This window comes from Agrobacterium sp. Ap1 (genome assembly GCF_017313375.1).
GTDB classification, from domain to species: Bacteria; Pseudomonadota; Alphaproteobacteria; order Rhizobiales; family Rhizobiaceae; genus Neorhizobium; species Neorhizobium cellulosilyticum.
The window spans coordinates 34,760-49,773 of the sequence record NZ_JAFLMY010000029.1 but is presented as its reverse complement, the minus strand read 5'-3'; the positions used below and the strand labels follow the sequence as shown (position 1 = coordinate 49,773).

Sequence of the window (15,014 nt, the reverse complement as noted above, 5' to 3'; positions counted from 1 at the left end):
AACAACCGGGCCGAGAATTCTCATGTGCCGCTGCGAAAGCGGGAGCGGATGATGCAGGGTTTCCGATCACCAGGAGGCCTTCAGCGCTTCGTGTCTGTCTTCTCCGCCGTTCGTAACCACTTCGTCCAAACCCTTTCGCAACGCTCCGCATTCCAAAACCGCGTTCACCGTATCCAGGCGATCGCAGAGTGGAAAGTTGCAGCCGAAGCCATGGCCTGAGATCGATCCTCAAGGCAGAAGTCTCCCACGCATCCGAATTCAAGTTAAAGTGACATCGCCCGCTTATGAGACATGCGGGCTGAAGGGAGGATTTCTAATAGCGGAAAGCTTGGTAGTGTCGGTTGGCCATGCGACGGGTACCTGCGCGGTCCCCGACCCCCAGCAGCCGATGTCCGGCTTCACTTGAAACGAAGAAGCCAGCGGTCTTGCTGGCTTGGTTTAAGGTCAATCCTCATCATGCCCGAGGCCATAGCGTTCCCTGGCTTCTGGCGAAGCTAACATTTCCCGCCCGTGCTTCAGATTGAACTGGGTTACAAGCTGTGCTTCTTCCGTCATCATGCCCATGCCTTCGATGATTGCCGCCTGCCATGACGGACCCCGCCCCCAGGCTTCACCGAATGCCGTCGCGATGAGGTCCCGCCTGTAGAATTGTCGCATACCAAGCAGCAAAAGCTCAGCCTGCTTGATGTCTTTCTGGCGCTTTGCTTCGCCACCAGCATCATTTTGGCGCCGACCTGCAATAATCATTTTATGCACGGCATATCGCTCGGGCGATGGGACAACGACCGTGATGCCGGGACCGTATAAAAGGACTGAGCGTACCGGATCACGGATCAGGAAATCCATGAATCTCAAAGGTTCCGCCGCGGCGCCCCCGAGGGCGGGCATTTTTGCCGGCTCGTCGGCATATTCCTCGCTCCCTCTGTTTGTCGTTAGAAACTCGACGCGATAGCCGGCCAGGTTTCGGAAAGCATTTGATCGCGGCGAACCAGAGATGTGGGGGACGGCTCGAAATGAGGGATCGAGATCTTGCAGGAGGCTAAGGATTGGGGGGAGCGTGTCCGAGACTTCCGCGGAGATCGCATAATCCTGGGCAATGTCAGCATCGCCGGTAAGGACTGAGGCCATTGGTAGACGGACACCCAGATAGGATGAATAGCACTGGAACGCGACTGTTCCAACGAGGATACCTCGCAGTCGGAATAGGCCGGCTTTAGCGAGCACCTCAACGACATCACCAGTGAAGGGATCCGGAGCGATCAAACCCGCATCTCGTGTCAAAACGGACACGATCTTTCGGCGGCCCTTGTAGTCGGCTTTCTCTCTTTTAAAGTCTTCAACCCGCGCCGAGATGTCGGGATCATCGGCGGGACCTACGTACTTTCTTTTTTGCCCGCCCTCACCATTTGGTTGATCGAAATACCAGTATTTGCGATCGTCGACTTTGACGGAGACGAAACGACCAACTGGTGGGAAATCCTCGGACCAGGCGTCGTCGAACGCTCTTTGTTGAAGCTCCGCGATCATAGTGCGGAAGACCATGTCGATTTGTTTCACGGTGCTGCCTTTATATCATTTATGCAATTCTAGTATAGTGAGGCTTGCGCGCACCCGGCCGCGGGAAGCCCATATCTGGGCGCAAGCTATACTATTTTCGCGAAGATAATATAGTCCTTAGTGATGGCTCTGTGAATTCGTTTCTCAAAGATGTCGCTGTTCAGCGTCATTCGGTTGTCGATGTTTTGGAAGACCGCAGCGTCGAGAGCGCAAGATCTTGGTTGCAAGAGCGTCCGACAATCAAGGTCGTGAGCCGAGATCGCTGTGGTTTGTATGCTCAGGCAGCGCGAGAGGGCGCGCCTCAGGCCCGCCAGGTGGCTGACCGTTTTCATCTGGTTCAAAATCTGAAGGAGGCAATCAAGGAGCAGATCAGCGTTTATGGTCACGCCCATGTTAGGCCGATACTCTCCGAAGATGCTATCGCCAGCGCGAGGTCACAACAACGCCGTGCCCGCTTGGCGCACAGGCAATCTCGTCAGGAGATATTCGAGATGCTTCAAGCTTTGCGGCAGCAGGGCCTCACCTACAGCGAGATCGCAAGGCGGACCGGATATGAGCGTCGCAGCATCGCGAATTGGCTTACTTCCAGCGCACCTCGAGACAGAAACCGGGCAGCGCTGAATAAGACATCGCCACTCTATTTTGAAGCTTTCCTGGCTGAATGCTGGAAAGATGGAAATTGGGTTGGGCGCCATCTGTTTTACGACATCAAGAACCGCGGTTATACCGGCAGCCGCTCAAATCTCGAGCGCTTGCTGAAAGTGTGGCGTGAAGTCGAAAACATTCAACTCGACGAGCCGCCTCCGGAAATGGATGTTTCAGAACCCGTCCGCGATCCTGATACAGGCCATATGATTTCCTCCGTGGTGGCCGCAGCTTTGTGCATAAAACCGCGCGGCCTGCTGACAGATCTTCAGGCCAGAAAGGTCAATGCATTGAAGCAGGGCTCTCGAGCGTTCGCGATTATGCGTGGCTTGGCTATGCGCTTCAACGGCATCTTGCGCAGCACGAGCTCGCAGGCACTGGATGAATGGATCGACGATGCCGTCGACACCGAGCTCACGGCAATCATGCGTTTCGCCAGCGTTTTGCGCCATGATATTGATGCCGTAAAAAATGCAATCGAACTCCCCTGGAGCAACGGTCAAGCCGAAGGTCAGATCAACCGCCTCAAGGTACTGAAGCGAGCAATGTACGGTCGCGCCGGCCCGGAACTGATGAGGGCGAGAATGATGCCGCTGAATTGCAGAAAGTGAGGATGAACCCTTTATTATTAGACGCGTGCCCATCCCGTGCTACGAGACGTGGGCGAGCAAATCCGCAACCGAATCAATCACTAGCTTTGGCCGGAACGGGTAGCGCGCAATTTCTGCTCTGTCGGCAATGCCACTGAGGACGAGCACGGTGTGCAAGCCTGCCTCGATGCCGGCAACGATGTCCGTATCCATGCGATCGCCAATCATGCCGGTACCTTCTGAATGCACGCCGAGTTTGTTGAGGGCAGAACGGAACATCATAGGGTTTGGCTTGCCGACTATATAAGGCTCGCGGCTGGTCGCACGCGTGATCAGTGCCGCGACGGCGCCCGTTGCGGGAAGAGCGCCTTCGGCGCTCGGTCCTGTGGCATCAGGGTTTGTTGCGATAAACCGGGCACCCATATTGATCAAACGAATGGCTTTGGTGATTGCCTCGAACGAGTAGGAACGGGTTTCGCCAAGCACGACATAGTCGGGATCGGTGTCGGTCATGATGAAGCCCGCCTCGTGGATGGCAGTGGTCAGCCCGGCTTCTCCGATAACAAATGCTTTGCCGGCAGGGGTCTGGTCCTTAAGAAAAGCAGCCGTTGCCAACGCCGAGGTCCAGATGCGCTCTTCCGGCACCTCCAGTCCACTGTTGTGCAACCGGGCACTAAGATCGCGAGGCGTATAGATCGAATTGTTGGTCAGGACCAGGAACGGTGTATCGGTCGCTCGCCAGTGCTGTATGAGTTCGACCGCGCCTGGGATTGCCTTGTTTTCATGCACCAGTACGCCGTCCATATCGGTCAACCAGGATTTTATATTATGTCTGCTCACCTTCAGAGAGCCTCCTCGGCTTTAACTTCGAAACGGGATAATTTCGCTGTTCCGAACGCGGTTGTAAGTGCCACGTCGGTTGCGTCACGACCGGTCGCCATCAGAATTCGGCCGACGCGCGGCGTATTATGTCTGGCATCGACTGTATGCCAATGTCCACCCAAGTAAACTTCGAACCAGGCACTAAAATCCATCGGATTCGGGTCCTTTGGCACGCCGATATCGCCGAGATATCCGGTGCAGTAACGGGCTGGTATATTCATGCAACGGCACAGCGTTATGGCGAGATGGGCGAAGTCACGGCAAACGCCCACGCGGTCCGTATATCCACCAAAAGCCGTCCGAAGGGGATCAGCTTTCTTATAATCAAACTTGATATGGCCGTGCGCGAAATCGAGAATTGCCTTCACTCGTGGCCAGCCGAACGGGGTGGAAGAAAATTGCGCCCACGCAAAGTCAGCCAGATGATCGGTATCGCAATAGCGGCTGCCAAGTAGATAGACCAAGACGTCGTCGGGCAGATCCTTGATCTCATGCTGGCAGGCGTTTTGTGGAATGGGATCCGGCAGACCGCCGTCATAGATTTCGAACTCAGTCGATATCGTCGTAAGCCCGGCTGGCGCAACAATTCGGCTACAGGCATTGCCGAAGCCATCGATATAACCCCATGCCTCGATCGCTCGGTCGAAATTCAATGTCTGCTCGGTCAGTAGATCCGCGCGCCGGGACGGATGAATATTCAGGACGAGTAACATTGGGGTGGATCGGTCGCACTCATATCCAAGATGGAAGCCGGCACGTATTTTCATCATAAAATCCCTTCGCGCCGGCGAATTGCCGTGAGACTTGGTTGTGCTGCAACGTTGGGGTGAGCAATGCGTTCCAATCAGCTGATCTCGGCTAAGATACGAGCGTCCGTGGTGACATTGACTTGGACGGACATGCTCTCGTAGTCGGCGGCTGTTCCGTCGTAACTTCCCCACAGAGGCATCGCTTGCTTCGGATCGCGCGCCACGCCAACACGGATGAGATCACGGTTGCCGACGATACCATTGGTGGGGTCAAACTCCGCCCAACCTGCGCCGGGCAAATAAATCTGGCACCACGCATGGGTGGAGCCGCCGCCGAGAGTGGTCGATCCGTCACGGTCTGGAACGTAAATATAGCCGGTGACGAATCTTGCCGCGAACCCAAGTGATCTTGCGGCCTCCATCATCAGCAGCGCAAAGTCGCGGCATGTCCCTCGACGAAGCCTAAGTGTCTCGGTCGGCGCTTGCGTTCCATGCTCGTGTCGTCGGGCATAGACGAAACCCTCATGAATGGCGTAGCACATCGTCATCAGTAGATGACCAGTGTCGGTGGACTGTCCGATCCGCACGAATTGCCGCGCCCATTTGCTTACCTGGTCATCCGGGTCGGCATAGTGGCGTTGGATGGTTCGCTCTAGGTCAAGCGCTTCGTCTGTGTCGTATGAAAAAGGATAGGTCAAAGCCTCCTCGTCAATCTGCAGATCGATTGCGACGTAAGGCGTATGGTCAAGCCGAATGATGGTTTCGAAACGAAGCTCATCTGCGGGCTGCGCAAACCCGATCACCGCGACACAATTTCCAAACACGTCGTGGATCCAGCGAATGTATTTTGGTTCCGGGTCAATCAGGAGACGGGAACTGAGCAATGTCTGATCGAAACTGTCCCTTGGTCTGAAAAGCAGCTTGTGGTCTCCGAACTCGACCGGCCGCTTATAGCGATAAGACGTGATGTGTCGGACGGAAAATATAGTCATCGATCACCGATGCGGTTTGTGAGGTCCAGGCCGAGTTATCACCTTTAACACTCACGGAGAGCAGATGCATCGTTGCATTCCCCCTAACTGCTTCATGACCTCGCCGAACAGATCGAGCAATTGCTCATGATGGTACTCCTGGTCTGCCTTGGATCCATTGCAGCACGTGGCCGGCTTATGGCTCACCATCGATTGGCGGCTGATCGTTGTCGCTGTTCTCGCGCGTTCTGGTTCGCCCTTTGTTGGGTTGGATATCTTTTATAGGATCAGGACAATTTCACGAAGAGGAGATCATAATCGCTGTATCCGGCATCCGCGGTCTTAAGTCTATCTATTATCTTGTCTATGCGACTGCTCATGCGGAATTCCTAGGTGCGGAGACCGTCTGGGCGACCGTGCTTTTAATCGTCGTTGCGTCAATTTTCATTCATGGTGTTGCCGTCACACCAACAATGAGAGGGATCGATGATGGACGGTCAAGCAGGCAGATCAAAGCATAGCGAATTCAAACAACGAGCCGAGGATTCGTTTCTCTGAAAGGCAGGGGAAAACACACGGCCGAATTTTCTAATGTTGGTAGACCCAAGGTTCTACGAGCCGATTGTGCCGGTCTTGCCGCTTGGGAACGATTTCCAACGACAACCGGTCGTCAATCCAATCCCGCAGCATGTCTTCCCTGTCGAGGAGCTTCCGTCTCGCTTCTCCGTCACGCTCGCACAGGAGAGCTTCCTTAATGCCGAGGATTGCTGCGCGTTCGGACATTATCTTGGCATGCATGTGTACCCAACGCAGGAACTGGAGGGCCGACGGGGGTCACGTGCCAAAGATCTGCCTAAAGCTCGGCATAAGATCGCGCAACCTCCGGCTCCGCCAGGTTCGAGCCATGCCAGATCGCCAGCGGCAATGGGTCTGTCATCCCGCAGAGAATCTCGGCGATGTAGCCGGCGGCAATAAAGGCGCGTCTGAGGGTCGTTGCGGCTTGTACCATGCGGCCGGCAGCGATTTCGATCAGCGCAGCCTCGTATTGATAGGGCGGAAGTGATCCCCTTCCTTTTTCAGGATACGGGATGCGCGCGTGGCTTCACCGGCGCGCAGATACTCTGATGTTATCAAAAAGCGAATCCCCTGATTGTCGTTCGGGTTCCACTTGAGCATGCCCTGCATTACTTCGATCGTCCGTTGCCGTCTGCCCAAGGTGTTGGTGGCAAAGCGCCACTCCTTAAGCGGCGCGTAGAAATGGCCGGTTTTCAAGCCAACCCCATTCAAATCACGCTACGGTATGTGGAGGGGAACTCGCGCAAGCCTTTGAAGGCCGCATGGCGAAGCTCTCCGTAGGCAGTCCAAGAGCGGAACTATCTCGTCAACGCATAGCTCTCGTGGCTCAGCCACTCGTTGACCAGCCTCTCGCTGGAAAAGACCACAGTCAAATGCCGCACATAATTGCTTGAATTGCGGGCATGCGTTGCGTCTTAAGAATACAATCCGCACACGCATGTTGCATTGCAGAAACTATTTTTCTTTACAAATCATAATGAATTTGTGAAGTTTGGCTATCTGATCATTTTCGATAGGGCCAAAGACATTGTCGAACCTCCGTTTTGCCACCCGCCTCAACTCCTTCGCTTCGAACCCTGCGGGCGAATGGCCGGACCTAAAGGGCAAGCCGACGGTCCTGCAGATGGCAGCGCGTGCCGCCAAGGTTGATGGCTTGACGGATCTGGACCTCAATTATCCTGATCACGTTGGTGAAAAGCCGACTGAGCTAAAGCGCACGCTCGAAGACATGGGCCTGGCAATCAACGGCTTTGCCATGCGCTACTACACCAATCCGGCGTTCAAGCTCGGCGCCTTCACCCATCCCGACAAATCGGTTCGCCGTGAAGCGATCGACCTGACCAAGGCTGGCATCGATGCCGCCCGCGAAGCAGGTTCCAACCTGATGACCATCTGGCTTGGCCAAGACGGTTTCGATTACGCCTTCCAGGCGGACTATGATCGCATCTGGCAACACGAAATCGACGGAATTCGTGAAGTTTGCGAGCACGACGCCGACTGCCTGATCTCGATCGAATACAAGCCCAACGAGCCGCGCTCCTACAGCCTGATGCCGGATTGCGCCACGACGCTTCTGGCCATCAAAGAAACCGGATGTGCCAACCTCGGCGTCACGCTCGATTTCGCGCATGTGCTTTATGCCGACGAGCAGCCGGCTTTCGCCGCTGCCATGATCGCCCGCCACAGCCGTCTGCTCGGCGTTCACCTCAATGACGGTTATGCCAAGCGCGATGACGGTCTGATGGTCGGTGCGGTGCACTCGATCCAGACCATCGAACTGCTGCGCCAGATCCGTCGTGACGGCTACGATGGTGCGATTTATTTCGACACTTTCCCGGACATGACCGGCCTCGATCCGGTTCATGAATGCGAAGTCAACGTTCAGACCGTCAAGCGCATGCTGAAGGTCGTTGATCGCCTCGAAGGCGACAACCGCCTCGGCAGCGCGATCGACCGTCAGGATGCCGTCACCGCGCAGTCGATTATTCAGGAGGCAATGCTCGGCGACGTCGCTTGAAGAGGCTCCAAGAGACATCTTCTATTCCAACAACCACACCTGGGAGGATACCATGAACAGACACCTGAAATCCGCCATTGCCGCCATGGCGCTGGCGCTGATGGCAAGCGCGGCCTTCGCGCAGGAGCTTGCACCGCTCAACTCGGATACCGAAAAGGACCGGGTTGACTGGTCGCAGCTTGAAGCGAAATACGGCGCGTTTCCGAAAATTCCGGAGGGCACGCGCGCCGGCGGCGTTTCCAAGACGCTCACCAACGAATACTGGCGTTCACTCGGCGAAGGTTACGAGAAGTTCGGTGAGAAGGCTGGCGCGACCGTTGCCTATCAGGCAGCGCAGAGCGAAGGCGATCAGCTGGGTCAGCTGACGATTGCCGAAGGCATGGTCACCACCGGCTTCAACGTAATTCTCGTGTCACCGCAGACCGATGCCAACCTGCAGCCGGTCATGGAACAGGCCAAGGAAGCCGACATCCCCGTCGTCAACGTGAATGATGCCGTCGTGCCGCAGGCCGAGCACTATGTCGGCAACGTCCAGCGCGACAACGGTGTACGTGTTGCCAAGTGGTTCATCGACAACCGTCCCGAAGGCGGCAAGGTCGCCATTATCGAAGGCCAGGCCGGCGTGTTTGCCGCTGTCCAGCGCACGGCGGGCTTCAAGTCCACGATCGGCGAGAACTCCAAGTTCCAGGTCGTTGCCAGCGTTCCGGGTAACTGGGATCGCCAGCAGTCCTACGATGCCGCCACCAACATTCTTCAGCAGAACCCCGACCTCGTCGGCTTCTATTGCAACAATGACGGCATGGCACTCGGCGTCATCGAGGCGGTCAAGGCTGCGGGCCTGCTCGGCAAGGTCGCCGTGTTCGGCACCGATGGCATTTCCGACGCCTACAAGTCGATCGAAGCCGGCGAGCTGACCGGTACGGTCGACAGCTTCCCGATCCTGACCGGTGAAGTGGCGATGGAAACGGCACTTCGTCTCGTCGCAGGCCAGAAAGTGGCACGTGTCGTCGCCACGCCGCAGGCGCTGATCACCAAGGACAACCTTGCCAAGTATAAGGGCGACGGCGTCGATGTCCGCGCCGTGTTGATGAAGGATGCTGCGTCCGCTCAGTAATCGCAACAGGAGCCGGTCCTCCCGAGACCGGCTCCCCTCCTTTGATGAAAGCACCGAGATGACGACAACGGCTCGCCTCAAGTTCAAGGGCATCACCAAGACCTTTCCAAGCGTAAAGGCGCTTTCGGACGCAACTTTTTCCATAAAGCCCGGTGAAGTTCACGCTCTTCTCGGCGAAAACGGCGCCGGCAAATCGACGCTGCTGCGCATTCTGTCCGGTGTGTCGCGCCAGACCAGCGGCGAGTTTTACGTCGATGGCATGCTTGCCACGTTCAAGAGCCCCGAGGATGCCCGCCGCGCCGGCATCGCCATAATCCATCAGGAGTTGCAGCAGATCCCCAATCTGACCGTGGCGCAGAACATGTTTCTCGGCCATCCGCTGAAGACTGCCGGCGGCTTGCTGGTCAATCGTCGCGAGCAGGAAAAGCGCGCGGCCGCAGCGCTTGCTATGATCGACCCGTCGATCGACCCTTCGACGCCGATCAAGAACCTGAAGGTGGCGCAGCGGCAGATCGTCGAGATCGCCCGCGCCCTGCTGGAAAACGCCAAGATCGTCGCAATGGACGAACCGACGTCCAGCCTGACGCCGGCCGAATTCGAGAGCCTCGCGGTTATCATCGAGAAGATGGCGGCCTCCGGCGTGGCGATCATCTATGTCTCGCACAAGATGGATGAGGTTTTCCGCATCTGCCACCAGGGCACCGTCATGCGTGACGGCAATGTGGTTGGCACGGTCAACCTGCGCACCGCCGCCCAGTCGGACGTGATAGCGATGATGGTTGGCCGCGAGCTGATGCAGGAAGAACATAATTCGTTTGTGAAGGAGGACGTTCGCGTTGAAGTGCGGGGCCTTTCCTCCGCGGTCACGCATGTCCGCGACGTCTCCTTCACAGTAAGACGCGGCGAAGTCGTCGGCATTGCCGGCCTGGTCGGCTCCGGCCGTACCGAGCTTCTGCGTCTTCTGGCCGGCGTCGACAAGATCGGATCCGGCGAGATCAGCATCGACGGCCGTGCGCTGAAGCTGACAAACCCGCGCTCCGCCATCTCTGCCGGGATCGGTCTGTTGCCGGAAGAGCGCAAGCGCGAGGGCATTATCCCCATGCGCCCGGTGTCGCTGAACATGGCGCTGCCGTCCTTGCGGAAATTCGCAAAGGTCGGCGTCGTTAGCCATTCGACGGTTAACAATACTGCCGAAACATTGCTGAAGCGGGTCAACCTGCGGCCGTTCCAGATCGATCGTCCGATCAAGCTGTTCAGCGGTGGCAACCAGCAAAAGGCGATCATCGCCCGCTGGCTGGCCGCCGGATCTGAAATCCTGCTGTTCGACGAACCGACACGCGGCATCGATGTCGGTGCCAAGTCCGAAATCTATCATCTGATCGAAAACCTTGCCGCCGAAGGCAAGTCCGTCATCGTCGTCTCCTCGGAACTTCCCGAGGTTATCCGGCTGTCGGACCGGGTCATCGTCATGCGCAACGGCCGCATCGCCGCCCAGCTGGAACGACACGAGCTGACGGAACAGGCCATCGTCTCGCACGCCGTCGGCGATGCCGAGCCAAATACCTATTCCTCGACGCAGGAGCACACCCATGTCTGATATCGCCGCCGAAACGCCCAAGCGTTCCTCGAAACTCTTCAGCTCGTTCTCGCTGCGTGATGCCGGTACGCTCATCGGCCTGATCATCATCATGGCAGTGTTTGCGGCGCTGGTGCCGGGCTTCCTGTCCGAGCGTAACCTCATCAACATCCTGCAGCAGTCGAGCATCAATGCCTGCATCGCGCTCGGCATGACGCTGGTCATCATTTCCGGCGGCATCGACCTTTCAGTCGGCCCGACGGCTGCGATTTCCGCCGTTCTGACGGCCGCTCTTCTTGTCACGGGCGTGCCCGTGCCGGTGGCGCTGCTTGCCGGTCTCGGCATCGGTGCCTTCTGCGGTCTCGTCAACGGCGTGCTGGTTGCCTATGTCGGCCTTCAGCCGTTCATCGTCACGCTCGGAACGCTCAGCACGTACCGCGCCATCGCGCTGATCTATACGGGCGGCAATCCGGTTCTCGGCGTGCCGCAGAGCTTCCGGTCTTTGTTCAACGGCAATGTCGCCGGCATCCCGAACTCGGTCATCATCGTTGCGGTGGTCGCCTTCGGCGCTTGGGTCCTGCTCAAGAAGACGCCGATTGGTGAATATCTTCTCGCCGTCGGTGGCAACGAAGAAGCCTCTTATGTCGCCGGTGTGCCGATCGCGCTCACCAAGATTACCGCTTATGTGATCTCCGGTGTTCTGGCCGCGCTGGCCTCTTTCATCCTGATCGGCCGCCTTGGCGCGGCAGAGCCTATCCTCGGCAATCTGTGGGAACTCGATGCGATTGCGGCTGCCGCCATCGGTGGTGCGTCGCTGATGGGTGGCAAGGGATCGATCGTCGGCACCATCCTCGGCGCCATCATTCTCGGTGCCATGCGCAACGGTTTGACGTTGACGAACGTTCAGGCTTTCTATCAACTTCTCGCAACCGGCCTTATAATTCTTGTCGCAATGATGATCGATCGCGCGACAAGGGGACGGGGATGAATTCCGACAACATGGATCCGAAGGCAGTGGGCCCGCGCATTCGCATGCGCTTGCCACTGCTGACGCCGCTGGAAGCAAGGGTGGTCGAGACCGTCTTTGCACTGCGCAGCTTCAATGACGACACGTCGCTGAAGGAGATCGCAACCGATGCCGGCGTCTCGGAAGCCATGGTCGTGAAGATCACCAAGAAACTGGGATTCGCGGGTTATCGCGAATTCCGCAATGCGGTTTCCCAGTATAACCGGTTGCCAACGGCGGAAATGCACCAGGAACTGTCCATCGAGGACACGTCCCAGGAAATCATCCAGAAAGTGTTCAGGACGTCGATCCAGGCGCTGGAAGAAACCCTGTCGATCATGGATGTCAAAGCGTTCGATCGTGCTGCAAACCTGATTCATGGTGCGCGTCAGCGCGATTTCTATGGTGTCGGCGGTTCGGCGCAGATCGCCCGCGATGCGGCCCACAAGTTTCTGAGGATCGGCGTGCGCGCCAGCGTCTATGACGATTCCCACATGATGCTGATGTCCGCATCGCTGCTCGGCAATGACGATATTGCTGTCGGGTTCTCGCATTCCGGCAATACGATGGCGGTTATCGAGGCGATGCAGATCGCCAGACGCAACGGTGCCCGCACGATTGCAATCACCAACTATAATGAATCGCCGCTGGCGCAGCATGCCGACGTCGTTCTCTGTTCGACAGCACAGGGTTCGCCGCTGATGGGCGAGAACGCCGCCGCCCGCATCGCCCAGCTCAATATTCTCGACGCCGTATTCGTGGCTGTTGCGCAGCGCGATTACACCGCTGCAGAAAACCATCTCGAAAAGACCATGGCGGCCGTCGCCTCCAAACGGAAAGACAAATTCCTATGACTGCATCCATCCCCGCCGTCGTCGTCTTCGGCAGCTTGCATTACGACATCATCGTCAAAGGTCCGGCGCGCCCGCGCAAGGGCGAAACGGTGACCGGTTCCGCCTGGAACCCGGCCTGCGGCGGCAAGGGTGGAAACCAGGCGGTTTCTGCCGCGAAGGCCGGCGTGCGGTCTGTAATGATCGGTGCCGTGGGTGACGATGATTTTGGCGGCACTCTGACCGCCAATCTTGCCGCAAACGCGGTGGAACTGGATCATGTCAGGGTGATCGCAGGCGCCGCCTCTGGCATGAGCGTGGCAATTTTCGATTCCGAAGGGGATTATGGCGCAGTCATCGTCTCGGGCAGCAATCTTCAGCTCGGGCAAACCGATGTGAAGCAGGCTGCATCGCTGTTTCAGGCGGGCAATATCCTCGTTCTGCAGAACGAAGTGCCGGATCCGGCAAATGTGCTTGCTGCCTCAGCGATGAAAAAAGCAGGCGGTAAGGTTGTTCTGAATGCCGCGCCGGTGAGGGACCTGTCGCCTGAACTGGCGGAGTTGATCGACGTTCTGGTGGTCAACGCGGTCGAGGCGGAAGCGCTGGCCGGTAATGCCGAGGTCGACACGCTCGACGCTGCGATCGCGGCAGCGCGCGTTCTTGCAAAATCATTTCCGGTTGCCGTTGTGACGGCTGGCGGAGCGGGCGTTGCCTACGCGATGCGCGGCGGCGAAGAGGCGTCGATCCCGGCAATCAAAGTCAAACTGGTCAGCACGCATGGCGCAGGCGACGAATTTATCGGCGTATTGGCCGCAAGATTGCTTCAGGAAAATTCGGTCAAAACAGCACTTTTTGCGGCCAACGAAGCCGCGGCGAACCTTGTGAGTTCACAGCGCTGAAAGTCATATAAATTACTGTCCTTAGCTCATTTCATCGCCAAAACAAATAAGTTACCTGATATCGTTCTGGAAATAGAGTTCGATTCCTATCAAGGCCAAAGAGAAGCACCACTCGGGCCAACCGACCGAGTGGTGCTTCTGCCGTACAAAATCGCCGTGCGGCCTTAAGTCAATACCGCCTTCGGCTCCAGAAAAGCATCCAGCCCAAAAGAGCCAAACTCGCGGCCGATGCCAGATTGCTTCATACCGCCAAACGGGGCCAACGGCTCGTGGGGCGCGCCATTGATGACGACGCGGCCACAATCCAGGCGGCTAGCCAGTTTCTGCATTCGCTCCATGTCCGTGCCGTGCAGATATGCCTGAAGCCCGTAGCTCGTGTCGTTGGCGATGTGGATTGCTTCTTCCTCATCTTGGTAAGACAGGACAGAAAGCACCGGTCCAAAGATCTCCTCGCGAGCGATCCGCATATCGTTCGTCACATTCGCGAAAATCGTCGGCTGCGAAAACCAGCCATGGCTGATGCCCTGTGGGCGGCCGGGGCCTCCGGCGATGAGCTCTGCTCCTTCATCGACCCCCAGTCTGATATAAGCTTGTACCCGTTCATACTGTTTCTGACTTACCATCGGGCCGATCATCACGGCCGGATCGGATGGCATACCCGGCTTGAAGGTTGCGATCTCTACCCGCAGTCGCTCGATCACTTCGGCCTTTCTTGCTTCCGACACAAGAACGCGGGTGCCGGCAATGCAGGCCTGGCCGCTGTTCATCAGGCCAACCCGCAAGACCGTGGGAATGGCGCGGTTGAGATCCGCGTCGTCAAGGATGATATTTGGCCCCTTGCCGCCGAGTTCAAGCGTCACTCGCTTCAGGGTTTCCGCACCGGCACGCAGCACCTGTCTACCAACGGCCGTCGAGCCGGTGAACGTCACCTTGGCAATATCGGGATGCCGGCTGAATTCCGCTCCTACAACGTCGCCGCGACCATTGACGATATTAAAGACACCCATCGGAAGGTCTGCTTCATGAAGACATTCGGTGAGCAATTGGGTCTGGACCGCGCTCATCTCGCTCGGCTTGATCACGATCGTCGTGCCGGCCGCGATTGCGGTTGCGAGTTTTGCGCAGATGAAGCCGTAATTGCTGTTCCAGGGGGTAATCGCGGCCGTTACTCCGATGGGCTGCATTGTGACCTCAGCCCGTCCGATCCGCCGCGTGAATTTGTAATCCTTGAGCACCTCGGCCATGTGCCGAAAACTGGATGCTGCATGAACGACGGCAAAACCGGTGAAATATTGCGGGGCGCCATATTCCGTCGCCATCGCCTCAGTTAGTTCCGCATTTCGTGCGGCAACGGCGTCGCTCAGGTGTTCAAGCATGGCGATGCGCTCCCGCTTGCCTGTCCGGGCAAAGGCCGGAAAGGCGCGCTTTGCCGCGGCGATCGCGGCCTTGGCATCTTCGACGTCGCCGAGACGCACTGTGCCGATCTTTTCCTGCGTCGAAGGATTTTGGAGATCGGCGATCTCCGTGCCATGCGGGGTTATGAACTGGCCGTCGATATAGATCTTGTCGATGATACGCATCGTCTTCTCCTTGAAAATGATG

14 protein-coding genes are annotated in these 15,014 nt (G+C 57.4%); 8 read left to right on the top strand and 6 right to left on the bottom strand.

Going from position 1 to position 15,014, the window contains the following annotated elements; all coding sequences use genetic code 11:
* On the top strand, window positions 1-219 hold a 219-nt coding region (locus JZX87_RS27910), incomplete at its 5' end, for a DDE-type integrase/transposase/recombinase (protein WP_286195130.1).
* 225 nt (window positions 220-444) lie between these two features.
* Here the strand turns inward: JZX87_RS27910 and JZX87_RS27905 are convergent.
* Window positions 445-1,557 carry a nucleotidyltransferase family protein gene (locus JZX87_RS27905; protein ID WP_148147929.1) on the bottom strand — a complete coding sequence of 371 codons (1,113 nt, stop codon included), beginning with the start codon at window positions 1,555-1,557 and terminating at the stop codon, window positions 445-447.
* Window positions 1,558-1,667: 110 nt separating this feature from the next.
* On the opposite strand from JZX87_RS27905, the gene JZX87_RS27900 reads away from it, so the two are divergent.
* Complete coding sequence (locus JZX87_RS27900; protein ID WP_353654276.1) at window positions 1,668-2,813, top strand: ISL3 family transposase; 1,146 nt, start codon at window positions 1,668-1,670, stop codon at window positions 2,811-2,813.
* Between the two features lie 39 nt (window positions 2,814-2,852).
* On the opposite strand, the gene JZX87_RS27895 is transcribed toward JZX87_RS27900, so the two are convergent.
* The 4 genes from JZX87_RS27895 to JZX87_RS27880 form a co-directional block, all read right to left on the bottom strand.
* Entirely contained in the window at window positions 2,853-3,596 is a 744-nt protein-coding gene (locus JZX87_RS27895) for an HAD-IIA family hydrolase (RefSeq protein WP_148147939.1), read from the bottom strand.
* A gap of 38 nt (window positions 3,597-3,634) precedes the next feature.
* Window positions 3,635-4,441 (bottom strand): transglutaminase-like domain-containing protein, encoded by an 807-nt coding sequence (locus tag JZX87_RS27890; RefSeq protein WP_206829065.1) that lies wholly within the window; start codon window positions 4,439-4,441, stop codon window positions 3,635-3,637.
* A gap of 77 nt (window positions 4,442-4,518) precedes the next feature.
* Window positions 4,519-5,415: a transglutaminase family protein gene (locus JZX87_RS27885; RefSeq protein ID WP_206829064.1), complete on the bottom strand. Its 897-nt coding sequence runs from the start codon at window positions 5,413-5,415 to the stop codon at window positions 4,519-4,521.
* A gap of 1,008 nt (window positions 5,416-6,423) precedes the next feature.
* The gene (locus JZX87_RS27880) at window positions 6,424-6,666 is read right to left on the bottom strand and encodes a hypothetical protein (RefSeq protein WP_206829063.1); all 243 of its coding nucleotides are present in this window, start codon (window positions 6,664-6,666) and stop codon (window positions 6,424-6,426) included.
* A gap of 331 nt (window positions 6,667-6,997) precedes the next feature.
* On the opposite strand from JZX87_RS27880, the gene JZX87_RS27875 reads away from it, so the two are divergent.
* Genes JZX87_RS27875 through JZX87_RS27850 form a run of 6 tightly spaced genes read left to right on the top strand, consistent with a single transcriptional unit; the run spans window position 6,998 to window position 13,412 of the window.
* Complete coding sequence (locus tag JZX87_RS27875; protein WP_206829062.1) at window positions 6,998-7,987, top strand: sugar phosphate isomerase/epimerase family protein; 990 nt, start codon at window positions 6,998-7,000, stop codon at window positions 7,985-7,987.
* Between the two features lie 52 nt (window positions 7,988-8,039).
* The gene (locus tag JZX87_RS27870; protein WP_206829061.1) at window positions 8,040-9,101 is read left to right on the top strand and encodes a sugar ABC transporter substrate-binding protein; all 1,062 of its coding nucleotides are present in this window, start codon (window positions 8,040-8,042) and stop codon (window positions 9,099-9,101) included.
* Between the two features lie 58 nt (window positions 9,102-9,159).
* Window positions 9,160-10,698 (top strand): sugar ABC transporter ATP-binding protein, encoded by a 1,539-nt coding sequence (locus tag JZX87_RS27865; RefSeq protein WP_206829060.1) that lies wholly within the window; start codon window positions 9,160-9,162, stop codon window positions 10,696-10,698.
* Window positions 10,691-11,665 (top strand): ABC transporter permease, encoded by a 975-nt coding sequence (locus JZX87_RS27860; RefSeq protein ID WP_206829059.1) that lies wholly within the window; start codon window positions 10,691-10,693, stop codon window positions 11,663-11,665. The genes JZX87_RS27865 and JZX87_RS27860 overlap by 8 nt, the downstream gene beginning before the upstream one ends.
* The gene (locus JZX87_RS27855; protein ID WP_148147921.1) at window positions 11,662-12,537 is read left to right on the top strand and encodes a MurR/RpiR family transcriptional regulator; all 876 of its coding nucleotides are present in this window, start codon (window positions 11,662-11,664) and stop codon (window positions 12,535-12,537) included. Before JZX87_RS27860 ends, JZX87_RS27855 begins: the two co-directional genes overlap by 4 nt.
* Window positions 12,534-13,412 carry a ribokinase gene (locus JZX87_RS27850; protein WP_206829058.1) on the top strand — a complete coding sequence of 293 codons (879 nt, stop codon included), beginning with the start codon at window positions 12,534-12,536 and terminating at the stop codon, window positions 13,410-13,412. The genes JZX87_RS27855 and JZX87_RS27850 overlap by 4 nt, the downstream gene beginning before the upstream one ends.
* A gap of 164 nt (window positions 13,413-13,576) precedes the next feature.
* Here the strand turns inward: JZX87_RS27850 and JZX87_RS27845 are convergent, their stop codons facing one another.
* Complete coding sequence (locus tag JZX87_RS27845; RefSeq protein ID WP_206829057.1) at window positions 13,577-14,992, bottom strand: aldehyde dehydrogenase family protein; 1,416 nt, start codon at window positions 14,990-14,992, stop codon at window positions 13,577-13,579.
* Window positions 14,993-15,014: the final 22 nt, after the last annotated feature.